This is a genomic window from Streptomyces sp. NPDC043854 (assembly GCF_056436005.1).
Map to the genome: position 1 here is coordinate 128,114 of NZ_JBWKDK010000014.1, position 26,092 is coordinate 154,205.

Annotated in this window: 2 protein-coding genes; both read right to left on the reverse strand. The window is 75.9% G+C overall.

All coding sequences use genetic code 11. The features are described 5' to 3' along the window. Positions 1 to 3 precede the first annotated feature (3 nt). Positions 4 to 9,666, reverse strand: a complete 9,663-nt coding sequence (locus AC068A_RS15600; protein ID WP_478585122.1) for a type I polyketide synthase — start codon at positions 9,664 to 9,666, stop codon at positions 4 to 6. Between the two features lie 118 nt (positions 9,667 to 9,784). Beyond that, positions 9,785 to 26,053, reverse strand: coding sequence for an SDR family NAD(P)-dependent oxidoreductase (locus AC068A_RS15605; RefSeq protein WP_478585138.1), 16,269 nt, complete (start codon positions 26,051 to 26,053; stop codon positions 9,785 to 9,787). Positions 26,054 to 26,092 lie beyond the last annotated feature (39 nt).

Here is a 26,092-nt window from a genome sequence, read left to right on the forward strand (position 1 = left end):
GTGCTAGATGCCGAGCTCGTTCTCGATGAAGTGGAAGAGCTCGTCGGGCGTGGCTTCCTGGAGCTTCTCGGCCACGGCCCCGCCGCTCGAAGGGGCTTGCGGTTCACCCCATTTCGCCAGGAGGGCCTGCAGGCGCGAGGCGATGTCGGCGCGCGTCCCGTCGTCCGGGTCGAGGACGGACAGCGCGGATTCGAGCTTCTCGAGCTCGGCGATGCCGGGCGCGGCCGCGGTGCTGCCGTCCCGGACGATCTCGGCGCGCAGGAACTCGGCCAGGACGGCCGGGGTCGGGTGGTCGAAGACCAGCGTCGCCGGAAGCTTCAGCCCGGTCGCGGCGTTCAGGCGGTTGCGCAGCTCCAGTGCGATCAGGGAGTCGAAGCCGAGCTCCTTGAACGCGCGGCCCGCGCCCACCTCGTCCGTGGTGGGGTGCCCGAGCGCGGTCGCCGCGTGGGAGCGGACCAGCTCCAGTACGGCCAGGGCCTGTTCGGCCTGCGGCATCACCGACAGCCTGCGCCGCAGCGCCTCGCCCGGGGCCCCCTGCCCGTCGGCGCCGCTCGCGGCACCGTCGGCGGGGGCGGCCTGCGCGAGAAGCCGCCGTACCTCGGGCAGGTCGCCGAGGAACGGGCTGGGCCGTACGGCGGTGTAGCCGGGCGTGAAGAGCTCCCACCGGATGTCGGCGACGGCGACGGCCGGCTCGGCGTGGTCGAGGGCCTGCTGGAGGGCGCGGATCGCCGCGGCGGGGGCCATCGCGGGCACACCGCCGCGGTCGAGCCGTTCCCCGATGTGGCCGCCCGCGGCCAGTCCGCTCTCGCCCCAGCGGCCCCAGGCCACCGAGGTCGCGGGCAGGCCGTCGGCGTGCCGCTGCTCGGCGAGGGCGTCGAGGTAGGAGTTGGCGGCGGCGTAGTTGCCCTGGCCGGCGTCGCCGAGGGTGCCGGCGACTCCGGAGAACAGGACGAACGCCGACAGGTCGAGGTCGCGGGTCAGCTCGTGCAGGGTGAGCGCCGCGTCCGCCTTGGGGGCGAGTACGGTCGCGAACCGCTCCGCGGTCAGTCCGTCGATGACCCCGTCGTCGAGGACACCGGCGGTGTGGAACACCGCGGTGAGCGGCCGGTCGGCGGGGACGGCCGCGAGGAGTGCGGCGACGGCGTCCCGGTCGGCCGTGTCGCAGGCGGCGATCGTGACCCGGGCGCCGAGCGCGGCGAGTTCCTCGCGGAGTCCGTCCGCGCCGGGCGCGTCGGGCCCGCGGCGGCTGGCGAGGATCAGGTGCTCGGCGCCGTTGGAGGCGAGCCAGCGGGCCACGTGCGCGCCGAGCGCGCCCGTACCGCCGGTCACCAGCGTCGTCCCGCGCGGCTTCCAGGCGGGGACGGCCGGTGCTTCGGCGAGTGGGGCGTGGGCCAGTCGCCTGCCGTGGACCCCGGAGGCGCGGACGGCGACCTGGTCCTCGGCGCCGTCGTCGGCCAGGACGCCCACGAGCCGTTCGAGCGTCCGGTCGTCGGCCTGCGGGGGCAGGTCGAGCAGACCGCCCCAGCGGTCGGGGTACTCCAGGGCGACGGTCCGGCCGAAGCCCCACAGGAGGGCCTGCGCCGGGTCCTGGATCCGCTCGGAGCGGGCCACGGCGACGGCGCCGCGCGTGACGCACCACAGCGGCGCGGACACGTCGGCGTCGCCGAGGGCCTGGACGAGCGCGGCGGTGGCGAGCAGCCCGGCATGGGCGCGCAGCCCGCCGCCGTCTTCGGGCTCGCCGCCGAGGGCGAGGAGGGAGAGCACCCCGGCCGGGGCGGCCGCCGCACCGGTGGCGGCCTTGAGGGTGGCGGTGAGCGTGTCCCGGTCGGCCGCGTCCGGGGCCACGGTGACGGTACGGACCTCGGCGGCGCGGTCGGCGAGCGTACGCAGGACGGCGGCGACCGTGTCACCGGCCGGACCGGACAGCGCCTCGGGCACGACGACCAGCCAGGTCCCGGACAGCCGGGTGGCGATGTTGCCGGCGAGGGGCTTCCAGGTGACGCGGTAGCGCCAGCCGTCGACCGCGGCCTGCTCGCGGCTCTGGCGCCGCCACGCGGACAGCGCGGGCAGCAGGGCGGTCAGGGGCTGGTCGCCGTCGATGTGCAGCTCGGCCGTGACGGCGGCGAGGTCCTCGCGTTCGACGGCGTCCCAGAACCGGGCGTCGACCGCGCTCTGCTCCTGGGGCGCCTCCGGCTCGGCGGGGGCCGCCTCCGGCCAGTACCGCTGGGACTGGAAGGCGTAGGTCGGCAGCTCCGCGCGCTGAGCGCCCGTGCCCGCGAACACCGCGTCCCAGTCCACGCTCACGCCCCGGACCCAGGCCTCGCCGAGCGAGAGCCAGAACCGCTCCGGGCCGCCTTCGTTGCGGCGCAGGGATCCGAGGACGGCGGCCTCGCGGCCCGCGTCGTCGACGGTCTCCTGCATGCCGACGGTCAGCACCGGGTGCGGGCTGGACTCGACGAAGACGCCGAACCCGTGCTCCAGGAGGGTGCGGGTGGCGTTCTCCAGCTCCACCGTCTGCCGCAGGTTGCGGAACCAGTAACCGGCATCCAGCTCCGTGCCCTTGACCCACTCGCCCGTCACGGTGGACAGGAACGGCACCTCCGCCTCGCGCGGCGTGACCGGCGCCAGCAGTTCGGCGAGTTCCTCGCGGAGCAGGTCGACCTGCGCGGAGTGGGAGGCGTAGTCCACCGCGATCCGCCTGGCCCGCACGCCATCGGCCTCGCACGCGGCCAGGAACTCGTCCAAGGCCTGGACCTCACCCGAAACCACCACCGAGGACGGCCCGTTGGCGGCGGCGACGGAGATCCGCTCCTCGCCCCACGCCGCGATCCGCTCCCGAACCTCCGCGGCCGGCAGGGGCACGGACACCATGCCACCCAGCCCCGCCAGCACCCGCCCGATCGCCTGGCTCCGCAGCGCCACCACCCGGGCCGCGTCCTCCAGGGACAGGATCCCGGCCACGCACGCGGCGGCGATCTCACCCTGCGAGTGGCCGATCACCGCACCCGGGCGGACACCCGCGGCCCGCCAGACCTCCGCCAGCGACACCATCACCGCGAACAGGGCCGGCTGCACCACGTCCACCCGGTCGAACGAGGGCGCGCCGGCGGTGCCCCGCAGCACGTCCACCAACGACCAGTCGGTGAAGGGCTCCAACGCCTTCGCACACTCATCCACCCGGGCAGCAAACACAGGTGAAGCGTCCAACAGCGCCTCGGCCATGCCCACCCATTGCGACCCCTGTCCGGGGAACACGAACGCGGTCTTGCCCCCGATGACCGACCCCTGCACGAGCAGGGGTGCCGTGCCTCCGGCGGCCAGGGTGGCCAGGCCCGCGAGGTGTTCCTCCCGGTCCCGGCCGATCAGGACGGCGCGCCGGCCGTGGGCCGTGCGGGTGGTGGCCAGCGCGTGGCCGATATCGGCAGGCCGCAGGTCAGGGCGGGTGGCGAGGTGGTTCAGCAGGCGCTCGGCCTGGCCGTGCAGCGCCTTTTCGGTCTTGGCGGTCAGCGGCCAGGGCAGCGGAATCCGCGCGTCGGCGCCGGTGCCGTCGAGGGTCGTCGCGGTCAGTAGGGGGTGGGGGTACTGGGGTGCAGGGGTCGCCTGCCCGCCGGACCCCTGTGCGGCGGGCGCCTGCTCGATGACGGCATGGGCGTTGGTCCCGCTGAATCCGAACGAGGACACGCCCGCGCGCCAGGGGCGGCCACCGGTTTCGGGCCAGGCCCGCTGCTCGGTGAGCAGGGCGATCTCTCCGGCGCTCCAGTCCACGTGCGGGGTGGGCTCTGTGATGTGGAGGCTCTGCGGCAGCACGCCGTGCTGCATGGCCAGGACCATCTTCATCACGCCGGCGACACCGGCGGCGGCCTGGGCGTGGCCGATGTTCGACTTGATCGAGCCGAGCAGCAGCGGGCGGTCCGCGGGCCGGTCCTGGCCGTACGTGGCGAGCAGGGCCTGTGCCTCGATCGGGTCGCCGAGGGTGGTGCCCGTGCCGTGGGCCTCGACGACGTCCACGTCGGCGGCCGCCAGGCGGGCGTTGGCGAGGGCCTGGCGGATGACGCGCTGCTGGGAGGGGCCGTTGGGGGCGGTCAGGCCGTTGCTCGCGCCGTCCTGGTTGACGGCCGTACCGCGGATCACGGCGAGCACCGGGTGTCCGTTGCGCTGGGCGTCCGACAGGCGCTCCACCAGGAGCATGCCGACGCCCTCGGCCGGGCTGAAGCCGTCGGCGTCGGCGGAGAACGCCTTGCAGCGGCCGTCGGTGGACAGGCCCCGTTGACGGCTGAACTCGATGAAGGTGCCGGGCGTGGACATGACTGTGATACCGCCGGCGAGGGCCATGGAGCACTCCCCCGTCCGCAGCGCCTGCACGGCGAGGTGGAGGGCGACGAGCGAGGCCGAGCACGCCGTGTCGACGGTGACGGCGGGGCCTTCGAGGCCGAAGGTGTAGGACAGGCGGCCGGAGACGACGCTGCCTGCGCTGCCGGTGGCCAGGTGTCCCTCCAGGCCGTCGGCGGCGCCGCGTACGAGGTGGGAGTAGTCGGAGCCGTTGGTGCCGACGAAGACGCCGGACTGGCTGCCGCGGAGGGTCTCCGGGTCGATGCCGGCCCGTTCGAACGCCTCCCAGGAGGTTTCCAGCAGGAGCCGCTGCTGCGGGTCCATGGCGAGGGCCTCGCGCGGGGAGATCCCGAAGAACGCCGGGTCGAAGGCGGCTGCGTCGGTGAGGAAGCCGCCCTCGCGGGTGTAGGAGGTGCCCTGGGCGTCGGGGTCGGGGTTGTAGAGCGCCTCGACGTCCCAGCCGCGGTCGGCGGGGAACCCGGAGAGGGCGTCACCGCCGGAGGTGAGCAGCTGCCACAGCTCCTCGGGGTTGCGGACACCGCCGGGGAAACGGCAGCTCATCGCGACGACGGCGATCGGTTCGGTGTCCGCCCCGGTGGCGGCGGCCGTCGGCGCGGGCGCGGCGGCCGCCGTGCTCTGGCCGGCGAGTTCGGCGCGCAGGTACCGGGCGAGGACGGTGGGTGTCGGGTAGTCGAAGACGAGGGTGGGCGGCAGTTTGAGGCCGGCGGCCGCGTTCAGGCGGTTGCGCAGCTCGACGGAGGTGAGCGAGTCGAAGCCCAGCTCCTTGAACGCCCGGCCGGCCTCCACGGCGTCGGGCCCGGCGTAGCCGAGGACGCCGGCGACGGCGGTGCGGACCAGGTCCAGCAGCAGCCGCTCCTGCTCGGCCTCCGGCTGCCCGGCGAGCTGCCGGACGAGCAGGGCGGCGCTGCCGCTGTCCTCGGCCGCCGCGGTGCGGGCGCTCTCCATGACCTGGCGGGCCTCGGGCAGGTCGTGCAGCAGCGGCCGGGCACGGCCGGAGGTGAAGGCGAGGACGAAGCGCTTCCACTCCATGTCGGCGACGGTCAGGGTGGTCTCGTCGCGGTCCAGGGCGTGCTGGAGCGCGGTGACGGCCCGTCCGGGGGCCATCTCGAGGACGCCGTGGCGGCGCATCCGGTCGCCGACGGCGCCTTCGGCCATGCCGCCGTCGCCCCACGGGCCCCAGGCGAGGGAGGTGGCGGGCAGGCCGGCGGCCCGCCGGTACTCGGCGAAGGCGTCGAGGAAGGCGTTGCCCGGCGCGTAGTTGCCCTGGCCGGGGGCGCCGAAAGTGGCGGCGAAGGAGGAGAAGAGGACGAACGCGGACAGGTCGAGGCCCCGGGTCAGCTCGTGCAGGTGCCGCGTCGCGTCGACCTTGACCCGCAGGACCCGCTCGACCTGCTCGGGCGTCAGCGCTTCGATGACCCCGTCGTCGAGGACGGCCGCCGTGTGCACGACGGCGGTCAGCGGCCGGTCCGCGGGGACGGACGCGAGGAGCGCGGCGAGGGCGTCGCGGTCGCCGACGTCGCAGGCGGCGAGGGTGACCTGGGCGCCGAGCGCGGTGAGCTCCTCGTGCAGTGCGGCGGCTCCGGGGGCGTCGGGGCCGCGGCGGCTGGTGAGGATCAGGTGCTCGGCGCCGTTGGAGGCGAGCCAGCGGGCGACGTGCGCGCCGAGCGCGCCCGTACCGCCGGTGACGAGGGTCGTGCCGCTCGGCCGCCAAGCGCGTACCGCGGGCGTGTCGGCCAGGCGGGCGCGGACGAGGCGCCGTACGAATATCCCGGAGGGGCGGACCGCGACCTGGTCCTCGGCGGCGTCCCCGCCGAGTACGCCCGCCAGCCGGTCCAGGCTCCGGTCGTCCACGGCGTCCGTGCCGGGCAGGTCGATCAGGCCGCCCCAGCGTTCGCCGTGCTCCAGTGCGGCCACCCGGCCCAGGCCCCAGATCGGCGCCTGCGCGGGGTCGGGGTGCTGCTCGGAGCGGGCCGCGGCGACGGCGCCGCGGGTGACGCACCACAGCGGGGCGGTCACGTCGGTGTCGCCGAGGGCCTGGAGAAGGGTGAGTGTGGCGATCACACCGGCGGCCGCGTCGGTCCCGGCGGGGGTCAGGAGGGAGAGCACGCCTGCTACGGCGGGGCCGTCGGCGAGGGTCTCGCGGATCCGCCCGGCCAGCTCGGCGCGGGCGTCAGGGGTGCCGGGGACGGCTGTGCGCCGTACGTCGGCTCCGTGTTCGGCGAGGGTACGCAGGACGGCTTCGGCGCTGTCGTCGGAGGCGCCGGCCGGGGTCTCGGGGACGACGACCAGCCAGGTGCCGGAGAGGCGGGCCGCGGCGGGTTCGGGGGCGGGCTTCCAGGTGATCCGGTAGCGCCAGCCGTTGACGGTGGACCGCTCCTGGTTCTGCCGCCGCCAGGAGGACAGCGCGGGGAGCAGCGCCGTCAGCGCCTCGTCCGCGTCGATGTCCAGCTCCGCGGTGAGAGCAGCCACGTCGTTGGCCTCGACGGCCTCCCAGAAGCGGGCGTCGGCGGTGTCGGCCGGGTACGCGGTGGCGGCCTCGGCTTCCTGGGCGGCGCCGCTCTCCAGCCAGAAGTGCTCCTGCTGGAAGGCGTAGGTGGGCAGGTCCACGCGGCGGGCACCGGTGCCGGCGAACACGGCCTCCCAGTCCACGCTCACGCCCCGGACCCAGGCCTCGGCCAGGGACAGCCAGAACCGCTCCGGGCCGCCTTCGTTACGGCGCAGGGATCCGAGGACGGCGGCCTCGCGGCCCGCGTCGTCGACGGTCTCCTGCATGCCGACGGTCAGCACGGGGTGCGGGCTGGACTCGACGAAGACGCCGAACCCGTGCTCCAGGAGGGTGCGGGTGGCGTTCTCCAGCTCCACCGTCTGCCGCAGGTTGCGGAACCAGTAACCGGCATCCAGCTCCGTGCCCTTGACCCACTCGCCCGTCACGGTGGACAGGAACGGCACCTCCGCCTCGCGCGGCGTGACCGGCGCCAGCAGTTCGGCGAGTTCCTCGCGGAGCAGGTCGACCTGCGCGGAGTGGGAGGCGTAGTCCACCGCGATCCGCCTGGCCCGCACGCCATCGGCCTCGCACGCGGCCAGGAACTCGTCCAAGGCCTGGACCTCACCCGAAACCACCACCGAGGACGGCCCGTTGGCGGCGGCGACGGAGATCCGCTCCTCGCCCCACGCCGCGATCCGCTCCCGAACCTCCGCGGCCGGCAGGGGCACGGACACCATGCCACCCAGCCCCGCCAGCACCCGCCCGATCGCCTGGCTCCGCAGCGCCACCACCCGGGCCGCGTCCTCCAGGGACAGGATCCCGGCCACGCACGCGGCGGCGATCTCACCCTGCGAGTGGCCGATCACCGCACCCGGGCGGACACCCGCGGCCCGCCAGACCTCCGCCAGCGACACCATCACCGCGAACAGGGCCGGCTGCACCACGTCCACCCGGTCGAACGAGGGCGCGCCGGCGGTGCCCCGCAGCACGTCCACCAACGACCAGTCGGTGAAGGGCTCCAACGCCTTCGCACACTCATCCACCCGGGCAGCGAACACGGGAGAGTTCTCCAGCAGCTCCGCGGCCATGCCGACCCACTGCGAGCCCTGCCCCGGGAATACGAACGCCGTCTTCCCGCCGGCCGCCGAGCCGGTCACCACGCCCGCGGCCAGCGCACCCGACGCCACCGCGCCGACGCCGGCGGCGTGGTCGCCCAGCACCACGGCCCGGTGCTCCAGCGCCGCCCGGGTCGACGCCAGCGACCAGCCCACATCCACCGGGTCCACACCCGGCGCCCCGGCCAGCCGTCCCGCCAGCCGCTCCGCCTGCGCCCGCAGCGCGGCCGCGCTCTTGCCCGACAGCACCCACGGCACCACCGGCATCGCCGAGCGCGCCTCCGCCGCAGGAGCATCCGCCTCCGGGGCCTCCGCCTCCGGGGTTTCCGCCTCCGGCGCCTGCTCCACGATCACGTGCGCGTTCGTGCCGCTGAACCCGAACGACGACACGCCCGCACGACGCGGGGCTCCGGTCTGCGGCCAGGGGACGTTCTCGCCGATCAGGGAGACGGCGCCGGCCTCCCAGTCGACGTGCGGGGTCGGCTCGTCGAGGTGGAGGGTCTTCGGCACGATGCCGTGGTGCATCGCCTCGACCATCTTGATGATGCTCGCAACGCCTGCGGCGGCCTGGGTGTGCCCGATGTTGGACTTGACGGAGCCGAGCAGCAGGGGCCGTTCGGCGGGCCGGTCCTGGCCGTAGGTGGCCAGCAGGGCCTGGGCCTCGATCGGGTCGCCGAGGGTCGTACCGGTGCCGTGGGCCTCGACCACGTCCACGTCGGCGGCCGCCAGGCGGGCGTTGGTGAGGGCATGGTGGATGACGCGCTGCTGCGACGGCCCGTTCGGGGCGGTCAGGCCGTTGGATGCGCCGTCCTGGTTGACGGCCGAGCCGCGGATCACGGCGAGCACGGGGTGCCCGTTGCGCTGCGCGTCCGACAGCCGCTCCACGAGGAGCATGCCGACGCCCTCGCCCCAGCCGGTGCCGTCGGCGGCGGCCGCGAAGGGCTTGCAGCGGCCGTCGGGGGCGAGTCCGCGCTGGCGGCTGAACTCGGTGAAGGTGGCCGGGCTCGCCATGACGGTGACACCGCCGGCGAGGGCCATGGTGCACTCCCCCGCCCGCAGGGCCTGCACGGCCAGGTGCAGGGTGACCAGGGAGGACGAGCAGGCGGTGTCGACGGTGACCGCCGGGCCCTCCAGGCCGAAGGTGTACGCCACCCGGCCGGAGGCGATGCTGCCGGAGCTGCCGGTGCCGAGGAAGCCCTCGACGCCTTCGGGGACGGAGTCCAGGCGGGCGGTGTAGTCGTGGTACATGACGCCGGCGTAGACGGCGGTCCGGCTGCCGCGCAGGGAGGTCGGGTCGATCCCGGCCCGTTCGAAGGCCTCCCAGGACGCCTCGAGCAGCAGCCGCTGCTGCGGGTCCATCGCCAGGGCCTCGCGCGGGGAGATCCCGAAGGGCGCGGGGTCGAAGCGCGCGGCGTCGTAGAGGAAGCCGCCCTCGCTGACGTAGCTGGAGCCGGCGCTGTCGGGGTCGGCGTCGTAGAGCGTCTCCACGTCCCAGCCGCGGTCGACGGGGAAGCCGGAGATCGCGTCGCGGCCGTCGGCGACGAGCCGCCACAGGTCCTCGGGGGTGCGGACGCCGCCCGGGTAGCGGCAGCTCATCGCGACGATCGCGATGGGTTCCTGGTTCTGCTCCTCGACCTCGCGCAACCGCCTGCGGGCCTGGCGCAGATCGGCGGTCGCCCGCTTGAGGTAGTCGCGAAGCTTGTCCTCGTTCACCATGTGCGTGGGCTCCATGCCAGAGAGGCGGTCGTACGGGTCGGTCTGACCGGGGTGGTGGTGTGGTGGGGGGCCGGGCGGGGCGGGGACGGCCCCGCCCGGCGGTCTCGGGGTGCTCGGGTCAGGAGGTGCCGAGTTCGTCGTCGAGCAGGTCGAAGAGTTCGTCGTCGGTGACCGTGTCGAGGTCGTCGTCGGCGTCCTCGTCGGTGCCGGTGGCGCGGCCGGGTTCCTGGCGGGCGGTCCACTTGGCCATGAGGGCCTGGAGGCGCATCGTGATCCGCGAGCGGGTGACGCTGTCCGCGTCGGCCGCGTCGTCGGAGGCCAACGCGGCTTCCAGCCGGTCGAGTTCACCGAAGACGGTGGGGCCGTCGGCGCCGAGGGGCAGCGCGGAGCGCAGGTATGCGCCGAGCTGCTCGGGGGTCGGGTGGTCGAAGACGATCGTGGCCGGAAGGCGGAGGCCGGTGGCAGCGCCGAGCCGGTTGCGGAGTTCGACCGCCGTCAGCGAGTCGAAGCCGAGCTCCTTGAACGCGCTGCCCGGTTCGATGGCCGCCGCACCGCTGTGGCCCAGTACCTGGGCGACGTGGGTGCAGACCGTGTCGAGCAGTACCCGGTCCCGTTCGGCGGGCGGCAGTTGGGCCAGCCGCTCCGCCAGCGACCCCGCGCCGTCCGGGGCCGCGCCGGCGCTCGTGCGGCGGCGTACGGGCGTCCGGAGCAGGCCGCGCAGCAGGGGTGCGACGCCGTCGCCGGCGCGGGCCTGGAGTGCGGCCAGGTCGAGCCGGGCGGGCACGAGCAGGCTCGCGGCCGGCGGCTCGGCGGGGCCGGTGCCGGGGCCGTCCCGGCGGGCCGTGGACGCGCCCAGGGCCGCGTCGAAGAGGGCCAGACCGTCGGCTTCGGACAGTGCGTTCATGCTGCCGCGGCTCAGGCGCTGCCGGTCCTGCTCGTCGAGGGTCGCGGCCATGCCGGCCTCGTCGTCCCACAGGCCCCAGGCGAGCGAGATGCCCGTCAGGCCCTGTGCCCGGCGGTGCTGGGCGAGGGCGTCGAGGAAGGTGTTGCCCGCCGCGTAGTTGGCCTGTCCGGCGTTGCCGAACACGCCGGCCGCCGAGGAGAACAGGACGAACGCGGCCAGGCCGAGGTCCCGGGTCAGCTCGTGCAGGTGCCATGCGGCGTCGGCCTTGGGCCGGAGCACCTTCGCGATCCGCTCCGGGGTGAGCGAGGTGACGGTGCCGTCGTCGAGCACACCGGCGGTGTGCACGACGGCCGTCAGCGGGTGCTCGGCCGGTACGCCGGCCAGCAGGGCGGCGAGGGCGTCCCGGTCGGCCGCGTCGCAGGCCGCCCAGGTGACCTGGGCGCCCAGTTCCCGCAGCCCGGCCGCGAGTTCGCCGGCGCCGGCCGCGGCCGCGCCGCGCCGGCTGGTGAGCAGCAGGTGCCGTACGCCGTGCCCGGTGACGAGGTGCCGGGCGAGCAGCCCGCCGAGGGTGCCGGTGGCTCCGGTGATCAGGACCGTGCCCCCGGGGTCGAGGCCGCGGCCGGCGGGGGTGCCGTCGGCCGGCGGGTCCACGGGCGGGGTGAGGGCCGCGCGGGCCAGGCGGGGTGCCCGTGCGGTTCCGCCGCGCAGGGCGAGCTGGGTCTCGTCGGTGGCGAGAGCGGCGGGCAGGGCCCGCAGGGAGGCGTCCTCGCCGTCGAGGTCGATCAGCACGAAGCGGTCCGGGTGCTCGGCCTGCGCGGAGCGCAGCAGGCCCCACACCGCGGCGTGCGCGAGGTCCGCCACGTCCTCGCCGGGGTCCGTGGCGACGGCGCCGCGGGTCACGACCGCGAGCCGGGACGCGGCGAACCGGTCGTCCGCCAGCCACCCCTGCACCAGCTCCAGGGCGTGCCCGGTCGCGGCGTGCGCGGCCGCGGCCACCCCCGGACCGCGGCCGGCGGTCGCGAGATCGGGGGCCAGGGGGACGAGGACCGTCTCCGGTACCGGCTCCCCGAGGGCCTCGGCCGTGTCGAACACCTCGGCCAGGGTGCCCAGGTCCGGGTGGGTGCGGTCGGCGGCGTCGTCGAGGACGCCGGCCCGTTCCAGTCCCGCGCCCGTCTTGAGCGGGTCGGCGCCCAGCAGTGCCCAGCGGCTGCCGGACTCCGGCTGACGTGCCCCGGGCAGCGCGAGCGCGGTCCAGTCGACCCGGAAGAGCGCCTCGCGGACGGGGCCGGTGCCGGGGCCGGAGGCGGCCGCGATGCCGTCGGTGGCGAGGGGGCGCAGGACGAGCGAGTCGGCGGTCAGGACCGGCCGGCCCGTCCCGTCCCACAGAGCCAGCGCCACCGCGTCCCGGCCGGCCGGTGCCATCCGTACCCGCAGGGCGGCGGCGCCGGCGGCGTGCAGCCGTACGCCGTCCCAGGAGAAGGGCAGCCGCGCGCCCTCCGGGCCGTCGGGGAAGAACTCCCCGAGCCCGACGGCGTGCAGGGCGGCGTCGAGGAGCGCCGGGTGCAGTCCGTACGGGGCGGCTTCCGGGAGGCGGTCCTCGTCGAGGGCGACCTCGGCGAACACCTCGTCCCCGAGCCGGTAGGCGCGGCGCAGGTTGCGGAAGGCGGGGCCGTAGCCGAGTCCGATGGCGTCGAAGCCGGGGTACAGGTCGTCCACGGCGCAGGCGACGGCTCCGGCCGGCGGCCACTCCTCCAGGGCCTGGCCGTCGGCGTCCGCGGCGTCGGGCGCCAGGATGCCGTCGGCGTGCCGGGTCCACGGCTCGTCGGGGCCGGCCTGCTCGGAGCGCGAGTAGACCTGGAAGGCCCGCCGCCCGTCGGTGTCCGGTTCGGCGACGGCCAGCCGCAGCTGGAGGCCGCCGGTCTCGGGCAGCACCAGCGGTGCTTCGAGGGTGAGCTCGTCCAGGCGGCCGCAGCCCGCGTGGTCACCGGCCCGGACGGCCAGTTCCACCAGCGCGGCGCCCGGCACCAGGGCGGTGCCGGCGACGCGGTGGTCGGCCAGCCAGGGCTGGGTGCGCAGCGAGAGCCGCCCGGTGAGGAGGAACCCGTCCGAGTCGGGCAGGTCGACCGCGGCCCCGAGGAGCGGGTGCGCGGTCGCGCCGAGCCCGGCGGAGGCCATGTCGCCGGCGAGGGCGTGGGCGGGCGCCTCCAGCCAGTACCGCTGCCGCTGGAAGGCGTAGGTGGGCAGGTCGGCCCGGCGGGCGCCGGTGCCGGCGTAGTACGCCGACCAGTCGACGGCGATCCCGCGCAGGTGCGCCTGGGCGACGGCGGAGGCGAGGACGGCGTCCTCGGGCCGGTCCGCGCGCAGCGCCGGGACGAAACCGGCGTCGTCCCGGGTGACGCAGTCCTGCGCGAGCGCGGAGAGGACACCCTCGGGTCCGAGTTCGAGGTACGTGGTGACGCCCGCCTCCTCCAGGGCGCGGATCCCGTCGAGGAAGCGGACGGCCTCCCGTACGTGCCGCACCCAGAAGCCGGCCGAGGCGATCTCGTCGCCCGCCGGGGCGCCGGTCAGGTTGGACACGACCGGGATGCGGGGGGCGGCGTACGTGAGCCCCTCGGCGACCTTGCGGAAGGCGTCGAGCATGCCGTCCATGTGCGGCGAGTGGAAGGCGTGGCTGACGGCGAGCCGCTTGGTCTTGCGGCCGGAGAACGACGCGGCGACGGCGGCCGCCGCGTCCTCGTCACCGGCGATGACCACCGACTGCGGGCCGTTGACCGCGGCGATGCCCACCCGGTCGGTGAGCAGCGGCGCGACCTCGTCCTCCGAAGCCTGCACGGCGATCATCGCGCCGCCGGCGGGCAGCGCCTGCATCAGGCGCCCGCGGGCCGCGACCAGGGTGCACGCGTCGTCCAGGGACAGCACCCCGGCGACGTGCGCGGCGGCGACCTCGCCGATCGAGTGCCCGGACAGGAAGTCCGGCTTTACACCCCATGATTCGAGGAGCCGGAACAGTGCCACCTCGACGGCGAACAGCGCGGGCTGGGTGTACTCCGTCCGGTCCAGCAGAGCCGGGTCCGACCCGAACAGCACCTCCTTCAGCGGCAGTTCGAGGAGCGGGTCGAGCCGCTCGCCCACCGCGTCCAGCGCGGCCGCGAACACGGGGTGGGTCGCGTACAGCTCGCGGCCCATGCCCAGGCGCTGGCTGCCCTGACCGGTGAAGAGGAAGGCCAGCTTCCCGGCGGTCGGCGTGCCTTCGAGGACGCCGGCCGGCCGGCTGCCCTCGGCGAGTGCGGCGAGACCGGCCAGGAATCCGTCGCGCTCCCCGGCGACCACCGCGGCCCGCCGGTCGAGGGCGGTCCTGCTCGTGGCCAGCGAGTAGCCGATGTCCGTGAGGGACAGCTCGGGATGGTCGGCCGCGTGCGCGGCCAGGCGTGCGGCCTGCTCGCGCAGGGCCTGCGGGTCCTTCGCCGACAGGAGCCACGGCAGGCTGCCGGGCACCCGCGCGGGCTCGGGCCGCTGCGTTTCGGGCTCCGCCGGCTCGGGGGCCTGCTCGATGACGGCGTGGGCATTGGTGCCGCTGAAGCCGAAGGAGGAGACCGCGGCGCGGCGCGGGCGTCCGGTCTCCGGCCAGGCCGTGGCCGTGTCCAGGAGGGTCACGGCTCCGGCCGTCCAGTCGACGTGCGGGGTGGGCTCGTCCGCGTGCAGGGTCCGGGGCAGCACCCCGTGGCGCATGGCCATGACCATCTTGATGACGCCGGCGACACCGGCGGCGGCCTGGGTGTGGCCCATGTTGGACTTGACGGAGCCGAGGAGCAGCGGCCGTCCGGCGGGCCGGTCCTGGCCGTAGGTGGCCAGCAGGGCCTGGGCCTCGATCGGGTCGCCGAGGGTCGTACCGGTGCCGTGGGCCTCGACGGCGTCCACGTCGGCGGCGGTCAGGCCGGCGTTGGCGAGGGCCTGCCGGATGACGCGCTGCTGCGAGGGGCCGTTGGGGGCGGTCAGGCCGTTGGAGGCGCCGTCCTGGTTGATCGCGGTGCCGCGGACGACGGCGAGGACCGGGTGGCCGTTGCGGCGGGCGTCGGAGAGCCGCTCCACGAGCAGGACGCCGGCTCCCTCGGACCAGCCCGTGCCGTCGGCGTCGGCGGAGAACGCCTTGCAGCGGCCGTCGGCGGCGAGGCCCCGCTGCCGGCTGAACTCCACGAAGGCCGCGGGGGTCGCCATCACGGTCACGCCGCCCGCGAGGGCGAGCGAGCACTCCCCGTTGCGCAGCGCCTGCACGGCCAGGTGCAGGGCCACCAGGGAGGACGAGCAGGCGGTGTCGACGGTGACCGCCGGGCCCTCCAGGCCGAAGGTGTACGACAGCCGGCCGGAGATGACGCTGGCCGCGTTGCCGGTGCCGAGGAAGCCCTCGACGCCCTCGGGCAGGGCCGCGAGCCGGGAGGCGTAGTCGTGGTACATGACGCCGGCGAAGACGCCGGTCCGGGTGCCGCGCAGGGTGCGCGGGTCGATGCCGGCGCGTTCGAACGCCTCCCACGAGGTCTCCAGCAGGAGCCGCTGCTGCGGGTCCATCGCCACGGCCTCGCGCGGGGAGATCCCGAAGAACGCCGGGTCGAAGGCGGAGGCGTCGGAGAGGAAGCCGCCCTCGCGGGCGTAGCTGGTGCCCTCCTGGCCGGGGTCGTCGGCGAACAGGCCGTCGACGTCCCAGCCGCGGTCGTCGGGGAACCCGGAGATGACGTCCCGGCCGTCGAGGACGAGCCGCCACAGGTCCTCGGGCGACTGCACGTCACCGGGGTAGCGGCAGCCCAGGCCGACGATCGCGATGGGCTCGTCGTCGCGGACGGCGGCCACCGCCTGGGACGACGGCGCGACGGGGGCCGCGCCGAGCAGTTCGGCCCGCAGGTGGCCGGCCAGGACCGCCGGGGTCGGGTAGTCGAAGACGAGGGTGGCCGGCAGGCGCAGCCCGGTCGCGGCGCCGATCAGGTTGCGGAGTTCGACGGCGGTGAGGGAGTCGAAGCCGAGCTCGCGGAAGGAGTGGTCGGCGTCGACCGCCCCGGGCCCGGTGTAGCCGAGGACCGACGCGGCCTGGGTGCGCACCAGGTCCAGGACGAACGCCTGCTGTTCGGCGGCCGTCATGGCGGCGAGCCGGGCGGCGGGTCCGGAGGCGTCGCCGGCGGTGCCGCCGGCGACGGCCCGGCGTACGGGCGTCCGCACCAGGCCGGACAGCAGCGGCGGGAGGGTCCCGCCGCCCGCCCGGGCGCGGAGGGCGGCCGGGTCCAGCTTCACCGGGACCAGCAGCGGCGGCTGTCCGGCGGCCAGTGCGGCGTCGAACAGCGCCACGCCCTCGGCGGCGGACAGGGCGTTCGCCCCGCCGCGGCCCAGCCGCGAGACGTCGCCGGCGTCCAGGGCGGCCCCCATCCCGCCACCGGCCTCGGACCACAGGCCCCAGGCCAGCGAGGTGCCCGGCAGCCCCTGGGCCCGGCGGTGGGCGGCCAGGGCGTCCAGGAAGACGTTGCCGGCCGCGTAGTTGGCCTGGCCGGCGTTGCCGAAGACACCGGCGGCGGAGGAGAACAGGACGAACGCGGAGAGGTCGAGGTCCCGGGTCAGCTCGTGGAGGTGCCAGGCCGCGTCGGCCTTCGGGCGGAGGACCGCCGACAGGCGGTCGGCCGTCAGGGAGCCGATCACGCCGTCGTCGAGGACGCCGGCGGTGTGCACGACCGCGGTCAGCGGGTGCTCGGCCGGGATGCCGGCCAGTACGGCGGCCAGCGCCTCCCGGTCCGCGACGTCGCAGGCCGCCCAGGTGACCCGGGCGCCCAGGCCGGCCAGTTCGGCCGTCAGCTCGGCCGCGCCCTCGGCCGTCGCGCCGCGGCGGCTGACGAGCAGCAGGTGCCGTACGCCGTGTGCGGTGACGAGGTGGCGGGCGAACAGCGCGCCGAGCGAACCGCTCGCACCGGTGACCAGCACCGTGCCCTCGGCGTCCCACGCGGCAGCCGGCTCACCGGTCGGCGCCCCGGCGCGGGCCAGCCTCGGCACCAGCGCCGCGCCTCCCCGTACCGCCACCTCGGACGCGCCCGAGGCCAAGGCGACCGCGAGGGCGCCCTGCACCTCACCGGCGTCGGCGTCGACATCGATGAGGAGGAAGCGGCCCGGGTGCTCGGACTGCGCCGAACGCACCAGGCCCCGGACCGCGGCGTGCACCGGATCCGGCAGGCCCTCGCCGGGTACGGCTTCCACCGCACCCCGTGTGACGAACGCCAGACGGCCGTCCGCGGACCGGTCCTGCGACAGCCACTCCTGCAGCAGCCCCAGTACCCGGGCCGTCTCGGTGTGCACCGCTTCCGGCACCGCGGGGAGGCCGCCCGTACGCAACTCGGTGACGACGACGTCGGCCGCATCGGCCGGAGCCGCGGCCGTCCGGTCGGCGGGGAGCGCCGTCCACTCGACCCGGTACAGGGACCCCGGGCGGCCCTCGCGGGCCGCGGCGCCGATCTGCTCGGGCGACACCGCGCGCAGGGCCAGCGCGTCCACCGAGGCGACGGGCCGGCCGGTGGCGTCGGCCAGGTCCAGGGAGACCGCGCCGTGGCCGGCCGGCGAGAGGCGGACGCGCGCCGCCGAGGCACCGGTCGCGTGCAGCCGGACGCCGGTCCAGGCGAACGGCAGTCGGGCGGCACCTGCACCCGCATCGGTGTCGGTGTCGGCGGCCGGGGCGGCGATGAGGTCGCCGTCGAGCGCCAGGGTGTGCAGGGCGGCGTCGAGCAGCGCCGGGTGCAGCCCGAACGCGTCGGCGTCCGTCTGCGCGCGTCCGTCCAGGGCGAGTTCGGCGTACAGGGCGCCGTCGCTCCGCCAGGCCGCCCGCAGCCCCTGGAACAGGGGGCCGTAGCGGAGTCCGGAGGCGTCGAGCAGTTCGTACGCCTCGTCCACCGGGACGGAGTCGGCGCCGGCGGGCGGCCAGACGCCCAGGTCGGCGGTGGCCGCACGGACCTCGCCGGCGAGCAGACCGGCCGCATGCCGCAGCCACGGCTCGTCCTCGGCGTCGGCCGGGCGGGAGTACACGGCGACCGGGCGGCGGCCGGAGCCGTCCGGGGCCCCGGCCGTGACCTGGACCTGCACCGCATCACCCGCGTCGGGGAGGACCAGCGGCGCCTGGAGGGTCAGCTCGTCGAGGGCCGGGGCGCCGACGCGTTCGCCGGCGTGCAGCGCCAGCTCCACGAACGCCGTGCCCGGGACGAGGACGGAGCCCATGACCGCGTGGTCCGCCATCCAGGGGTGGGTGCGCAGCGAGATCCGGCCCGTGAGGACGCAGCCGTCGGCGTCCGCGAGGGACACCGCCGCCCCCAGGAGCGGGTGCCCGGCGGTCGCGAGGCCGAGCCCGGTGGCATCACCGGGCAGCGGGGTGCCCGTCTCCGGCCAGTAGCGCTCCCGCTGGAACGCGTAGGTGGGCAGGTCGACGCGCTGCGCGCCCGTCCCCGCGAAGTACACCGGCCAGTCGGCCTCGACGCCTCGGCAGTGGGCCTGGGCGAGCGCGGTGGTGACGGTCTCCGCCTCGGGGCGGTCCGCGCGCAGCGTCGGAGCGAAGGCGGCGGCGGTGCCATCGGTGAGGCAGTCCTGGGCGAGGGCGGACAGGGTGCCGTCGGGGCCCAGCTCGAGGTAGGTCGTGACGCCGGCGGCTTCCAGGGTGCGGATGCCGTCGAGGAAGCGGACGCAGTCGCGGACGTGCCGGACCCAGAAGCCGGCCGAAGCCATCTCCTCGCCCGCGAGGGCGCCGGTCAGGTTGGACACGACCGGGATGCGCGGGGCGGCGTACGTGAGCCCCTCGGCGACCTTGCGGAAGGCGTCGAGCATGCCGTCCATGTGCGGCGAGTGGAACGCGTGGCTGACCGTCAGCCGCTTGGTCTTGCGGCCGGCGAAGGACTCCGCGACCGCGACGGCGGCGTCCTCGTCACCGGCGATGACCACCGACTGCGGGCCGTTGACCGCGGCCACGCTCACCCCGCCGGTCAACAGCGGCAGGACCTCGTCCTCCGAAGCCTGAACCGCGATCATCACGCCCCCGGCGGGCAGCGCCTGCATCAGCCGGCCACGCGCCGCGACCAGCCTGCAAGCGTCCTCCAGCGAGAAGACGCCCGCCACATGCGCGGCCGCGACCTCGCCGACGGAGTGACCGCAGAGGAAGTCGGGCTTCACACCCCACGACTCCAACAGCCGGAACAGCGCCACCTCGACCGCGAACAACGCCGGCTGGGCATACTCCGTCCGGTCCAGCAGGCCCGCGTCCGACCCGAACAGCACGTCCTTCAACGGCAGTTCGAGGTCGGCGTCCAGCTCGGCGCAGACTGCGTCCAGCGCCGCCGCGAACACCGGGTGGGCGGCGTACAGTTCCCGGCCCGCGCCCAAGCGCTGGCTGCCCTGCCCGGTGAACAGGAAGGCGGTCCTGCCGCCCTTGGCGACCGTACCCCGGGTCAGCCCGGGGGCGGGCCGTCCGGCGGCGAGTGCGTCGAGGGCGGTGACCGCCGTGTCGCGGTCCTTCGCGACGACCACGGCGCGGTGGTCGAAGGCTGCGCGGGTCGTGGCCAGCGAGTGGGCCAGGTCCGCGAGCGCGAGGCCGGGCCGGTCGTCCAGGTGGGTGCGCAGGGCCCGGGCCTGGGCGGCGAGGGCGTCCGCCGTACGGCCGGAGAGCCGCAGGGGCAGCACGGCCGGCACCGGCAGGGCGTCGGGATCGGCGTTCTGGTCGGCGTCCGGCTCGGCCGGCGCCTGCTCGATGACGGTGTGGGCGTTGGTGCCGCTGATGCCGAACGAGGAGACACCGGCCCGGCGCGGCCGGCCCGTCTCCGGCCACGGAACGGACTCCGTGAGCAGGCTGACGGCGCCCTCCGACCAGTCGACGTGCGGCGACGGCCGCTCCGCGTGCAGGGTCCGCGGCAGCACGCCGTGCTGCATGGCCAGCACCATCTTGATCACGCCGGCCACGCCGGCCGCGGCCTGGGTGTGGCCGAGGTTCGACTTGATGGCGCCGAGGAGCAGCGGACGGTCCGCCGGACGGTCCTGGCCGTAGGTGGCCAGGAGGGCCTGGGCCTCGATGGGGTCGCCGAGGGTCGTGCCGGTGCCGTGGGCCTCGACGGCGTCCACGTCGGCGGCCGACAGGCCGGCGCTCGCGAGGGCGGCACGGATCACGCGCTGCTGCGAGGGCCCGTTGGGCGCCGTCAGGCCGTTGCTCGCACCGTCCTGGTTCACGGCGGAACCGCGCACGACCGCCAGCACCGGGTGGCCGTTGCGCCGGGCGTCCGACAGCCGCTCCACGAGCAGCACGCCGACGCCCTCGCCCCAGCCCGTGCCGTCGGCGTCGGCCGAGAAGGCGCGGCAGCGGCCGTCGGCGGACAGGCCGCGCTGGCGGCTGAAGCCGACGAAGGTGCCCGGGGTGGCCATGACGGTGACACCGCCGGCGAGGGCCAGGTCGCACTCGCCGCTGCGCAGGGCCTGGACGGCCATGTGGAGGGCGACCAGCGAGGACGAGCAGGCGGTGTCGATGGTGACGGCGGGGCCTTCGAGGCCGAAGGTGTACGAGACGCGGCCCGAGGCGATGCTGCCCGTGCTGCCGGAGCCCAGCGAGCCGTCGGCGCCGTCGGCGGACCGTTCCAGCACGGCGGCGTAGTCGTGGTACATGACGCCGGCGAAGACGCCGGTGCGGCTGCCGCGGACGGTGGCCGGGTCGATGCCGGCCCGTTCGAAGGCCTCCCAGGTGGTCTCCAGCAGCAGCCGCTGCTGGGGGTCGGTGCCGACGGCTTCGCGGGGGCTGATCCCGAAGAACGTCGGGTCGAACCCGGCGACGTCGTGCAGGAAGCCGCCGTGGCGGGTGTAGGAGGTGCCGGGGCGGTCGGGGTCGGGGTGGTACAGCGCCTCGACGTCCCAGCCGCGGTCGGCCGGGAAGCCGGTGATGGCGTCGCCGCCGCTCTCCAGCAGCCGCCACAGCTCCTCGGGTGTGGTGACGCCGCCGGGGTAGCGGCAGCTCATCGCCACGATCGCGATCGGGTCGTCGGCACCGGCCGCGCCGCCGTGTCCGGGGGCGGGTGCGGGCGAGGCGTGGGCTGCCCGTTCGTCGTCCGCGCCGAGTTCGGCGGCGAGGTGGCGGGCGAGGACCAGGGAGGTCGGGTGGTCGAAGATGAGCGTGGCGGGCAGGCGGCGGCCGACGGCCGCGCCGAGCCGGTTGCGGAGTTCGACGGCGGTGAGGGAGTCGAAGCCCAGCTCGTTGAAGGCCTGTCCGGGTTCGACGGCGTCCGGGCTGCCGTGGCCGAGGACGTCGGCGACGTGGCCGCGGACGAGGTCGAGGAGCAGCCGCTCCCGCCCGGCGGCGTCGAGGCTGCGCAGGCTGCGTTCCAGACCGGACGGCTCCGTCCTGGTGCGGCCGGGGGCACCGGCACCGGCGGCCGTGCGCCGTACGGGGGTGCGGACCAGGCCACGCAGCAGCGGGGGCACGCCCGGCCCGGCGGCGGGCAGGGCCAGCCGCATCGGCACGAGGAGGGCCCGCCCGGCGTCGCCGTCGGCGGCGCCCTCGGCACCGTCCTCGGTGTCGGCCGCGGCGAGGGCTTCGGCGAGGTCGAGGAGGGCGAGGCCGTCGGCGGCGGTGAGCCCCTGCACGCCGCCGCGCTTCATCCGTTCCCGATCGGCCCGGTCGAGGGCGCCGGCCATGCCGTCGGCGTCCTCCCACAGGCCCCAGGCCAGGGAGAGGGCCGGGAGGCCCTGGACGCGGCGGTGCTGGGCGAGGGCGTCCAGGAAGGAGTTGGCCGCGGCGTAGTTGCCCTGGCCGGGGGCGCCGAACACACCGGCGGCCGAGGAGAACAGCACGAAGGCCGACAGGCCGGCGTCGCGGGTCAGCTCGTGGAGGTGGAGGGCGGCGTCGGCCTTGGGCCGCAGGACGGTGTCGAGGCGTTCGGGTGTGAGCGAGTCGATGACGCCGTCGTCGAGGACGCCGGCCGTGTGGACGACACCGGTCAGCGGGTGCTCCGCCGGAATGCCGGCCAGGGCGGCGGCGAGCGCCTCCCGGTCGGCGGCGTCGCAGGCGGCCCAGGTGACCTCGGCGCCCAGGTCTGCCAGTTCGCGCGTCAGGTCGGCTGCCCCGGGCGCGGTGTCCCCGCGGCGGCTCAGCAGCAGCAGTCGGCGTACGCCGCGCTCGGCCACAAGGTGCCGGGCGACGAGCCGGCCGAGGGTGCCGGCCGCCCCGGTGACCAGGACGGTGCCTTCTGCGCCGTACGCGGGCGCCCGCGCCGGGGTGCCGGCGCCGGTGCCGGTGCCGGCGGGTGTCCTGGCCAGGCGGGGTGCGTGAGCCGTGCCCGCGCGCAGGGCGAGCTGGGGTTCCTGGGAGGCAAGGACGGCGTCCAGGACGGTCCCGGACACCTCGGCGGGCGGCTCCGCGCTGTCGACGAGGACGAAGCGGCCCGGGTGTTCGGACTGTGCGGAGCGTACGAGCCCCCAGACGGCGGCGTGCACGGGGTCGGGCACGCCGTCGCCGGAGTGCACGGCGACCGCGCCCCGGGTCAGGACGACGAGGCGGCTGTCGGCGAGCCGGTCGTCGGCGAGCCAGTGCTGCAGCAGGCGGAGAGTGCCGTGCGTGGCCGTGCGCACGGCCTCGGGGGTCAGCTGCGGCGCGGCGGGGAGGCGTACGAGGACGGTGCCCGGGGCGGTGGTCCCTGTGTCGAGGGCCGCGGCCAGCGCCTCGGCGGCGTCCGGCCCGTCGAGGACGAGCGCGGGCTCCTCGGCGGCACCGGGGGTCACGTCCGCCGGGTCGGGGAGGGTGAGCGGGGGCCATGCCACGTGGAACAGGTGGTCCTGGGGGCCGCCCGGCCCGGTGTCCAGGTGCTCGGCCGAGACGGCGCGCAGGGTGAGTGCGGCGATGTCGGCGACGGGCTGTCCGGTGCCGTCGGCGAGGGCCAGCGACACCGTGTCCGGTCCGGCCTTCGCCAGCCGTACGCGGAGGGTGGAGGCGCCCACGGCGTGCAGGGACACCCCGGTCCAGGAGAACGGCAGCCGGCCGCTGCCGGTGTCCTCGACGAGCCCGGCGACGCCGATGGTGTGCAGGGCGGCGTCGAGCAGGGCGGGATGCAGGCCGAACAGGGTGGTTTCGGGCCGCAGTTCCTCCGCCGGCTCGATCTCGGCGTAGGTCGCGTCGGCGCCCGTCCAGGCCGCACGGACGCCCTGGAAGGCGGGCCCGTAGTGCAGCCCGGCCTCGGCGAGCCCGGCGTACAGCTCGTCCACGGGCAGCGGGGTGGCGTCGGCCGGCGGCCAGGTGTCCGGGGCGAAGGACGGCTGCGGGGCGCCCGCCGCGAGGACGCCGTCGGCGTGCCGGGTCCACGGCAGCTCGGCCGCGTCGGGGCCCGTCCCGGCGCCGTCGGCGGCGGGTTCGGGGCGGGAGTGGACGCCGAGGGAGCGGCGGCCGGTGGCGTCGGGGGCGCCGACCCACAGCTGCACCTGGACGCCGCCGTGCGGGGGCAGGACGAGCGGTGCGTGGAGGGTGAGTTCCTCCAGGAGGTCGCAGCCGACCTGGTCGCCGGCCCGGATCGCCAGCTCCACGAAGGCGCTGCCGGGCAGCACGGCCGAACCCGTGACGGCGTGGTCCGCGAGCCAGGGGTGGGTGTCGAGGGAGAGCCGGCCCGTGTAGAGGAAGCCGTCGAGGTCGGCGAGGGCGACGGCGGCGCCGAGCAGCGGGTGTCCGGCCGTTCCCAGGCCGGCCGCGGAGACGTCGGCCGGCGGGCGTCCGGCGTCGAGCCAGTACGGCTCGCGCTGGAAGGCGTACGTGGGGAGGTCGACGCGCCGGACGCCGGTGCCGGCGTAGTACGCGTCCCAGTCGACGGCCGTGCCGCGGACGTGGAGCCGCGCGAGGGCGCCGGTCAGGGTCTCGGTCTCCGGCCGGCCGGTGCGCAGGACGGGGACAAAGGCGGCCGTGTCGGTGCGGTCGGGCAGGCAGTCCTGGGCGAGGGCCGAGAGGACGGCGTCCGGGCCGATCTCGAGGAAGTGGACGGTGTTGCGGGCGGCGAGGGCGCGGATGCCGTCGAGGAAGCGGACCGCCTCGCGGACGTGCCGCACCCAGAAGCCGGCCGAAGCCATCTCCTCGCCCGCGAGGGCGCCGGTCAGGTTGGACACGACCGGGATGCGCGGGGCCGCGTACGTGAGCCCCTCCGCGACCTTTCGGAAGGCCTCGAGCATGCCGTCCATGTGCGGCGAGTGGAACGCGTGGCTGACCGTCAGCCGCTTGGTCTTGCGGCCGGCGAAGGACTCCGCGACCGCGACGGCGGCGTCCTCGTCGCCGGCGATGACCACCGACTGCGGGCCGTTGACCGCGGCCACGCTCACCCCGCCGGTCAGCAGCGGCAGGACCTCGTCCTCCGACGCCTGAACGGCGATCATCACGCCCCCGGCGGGCAGCGCCTGCATCAGCCGGCCACGCGCCGCGACCAGCCTGCAAGCGTCCTCCAGCGAGAAGACGCCCGCCACATGCGCGGCCGCGACCTCGCCGACGGAGTGACCGCAGAGGAAGTCGGGCTTCACACCCCACGACTCCAACAGCCGGAACAGCGCCACCTCGACGGCGAACAACGCCGGCTGGGCGTACTCCGTCCGGTCCAGCAGGCCCGCGTCCGACCCGAACAGCACGTCCTTCAACGGCAGTTCGAGGAGCGGGTCGAACCGCTCGCACACCGCGTCCAGGGCGGCGGCGAACGCCGGGTGGGCGGCGTACAGTTCCCGGCCCGCGCCCAGGCGCTGGCTACCCTGCCCGGTGAACAGGAAGGCCAGCTTGCCGGCGACCGGCCGGCCGCGGGTGACGCCGGGGGCGGATCCCTCCGGGCCGAGGGCGGCGAGGGACTCCAGCGCGCTGAGGAGTCCGGGCTCGTCGGCAGCCGTGAGGACCGCCCGGTGCTCGAAGTCGGTGCGTCCGCTCGCGAGCGAGTGGGCGACGTCCCCGGCGCGCAGCCCGGGGTGTGCCGTCAGGTGCGCGTGCAGCTTCTCGGCCTGGGCGCGCAGGGCGTCGGGGGACTTGGCCGACAGGTTCCACAGCGGCGGTACGGGGGCGGGAGCGGTGGACGGCCCGGCGGGCTGCTCCGCGGCTTCCGCGGCTTCCGGGGCCGGGGCCTGTTCGATGACGGTGTGGGCGTTGGTGCCGCTGATGCCGAACGAGGAGACGCCGGCGCGCCGCGGGGCGCCGGTCTCGGGCCACGGCACGGCCTCGGTGAGCAGCCGGACGGCGCCCTGCGACCAGTCGACGTTCGGCGTGGGTTCGTCGACGTGCAGGGTCTTGGGCAGCGTGCCGTGGCGCATCGCCATGACCATCTTGATGATCCCGGCGACGCCGGCGGCGGCCTGGGTGTGCCCGATGTTGGACTTGACGGAGCCGAGCAGCAGCGGCCGGTCGTCGGGCCGGTCCTGGCCGTACGTGGCGAGCAGCGCCTGGGCCTCGATCGGGTCGCCCAGCGTCGTGCCGGTGCCGTGGGCCTCCACGGCGTCGATCTGGGCGGGCGAGAGACGGGCCCCGGCGAGCGCGTCGCGGATGACCCGCTGCTGGGAGGGGCCGTTGGGGGCGGTGAGGCCGCTGCTGGCGCCGTCCTGGTTGACGGCGGTGCCGCGGATGACGGCGAGGACGGGGTGCCCGTTCGCTCGGGCGGCGGAGAGGCGTTCCAGGACGAGCATGCCGGCGCCCTCGCCCCAGCCGGTGCCGTCGGCGGCGGCGGCGAAGGACTTGCAGCGGCCGTCGCCGGCCAGCCCGCGGTGGCGGCTGAACTCGGTGAAGGTGCCCGGCGTCGACATGACGGTGACGCCGCCGGCGAGGGCGAGGGTGCACTCGCCGCTGCGCAGGGCCCGGGCGGCGAGGTGGACGGCGACGAGCGAGGACGAGCAGGCCGTGTCGACGGTGACGGCGGGGCCTTCGAGGCCGAGGGTGTAGGCGATGCGGCCGGAGGCGATGCTGCCGGAGCTACCGTTGCCGAGGAAGCCCTCGATCTCCTCGGGGACGCTGAACAGCCGGGCGGCGTAGTCGTGGTACATCAGGCCCGCGAAGACGCCGGTGCGGCTGCCGCGCAGCGACGCCGGGTCGATGCCGGCCCGCTCGAAGGCCTCCCAGGAGGTTTCCAGCAGGAGCCGCTGCTGCGGGTCCATGGCGAGGGCCTCGCGCGGGGAGATCCCGAAGAAGCCCGGGTCGAAGTGGTGGGCGTCGTGCAGGAAGCCGCCGACCTGCTCGTACGCCTCGATGCCGCTGTCCGGGTCGGGGTCGAAGAGGACCTCGGCGGGCCATCCCCGGTCGGCGGGGTACGGGGTGGCGGCGTCCCCGCCGCGGGCCACGAGCTCCCACAGGGCCTCGGGGGTGTCGACGCCCCCGGGGTAGCGGCAGCTCATCGCCACGATCGCGATCGGCTCCTGGTCGCGCTCCTCCACCTCGCGCAGCCTGCGCCGCGCCTCGCGGAGATCGGCCGTCGCCCGCTTGAGGTAATCGAGGTACTTCTCCTCGTTCACCATGTCTTACGCCATCCCCGTGCTCGAAGTGGTCAGAGT

Coding starts and splice junctions, on each gene's coding strand:
- AC068A_RS15600 (WP_478585122.1), bottom strand. CDS start 9,666: ATGGTGAACGAGGACAAGCTTCGCGACTACCTCAAGCGGGCGACCGCC.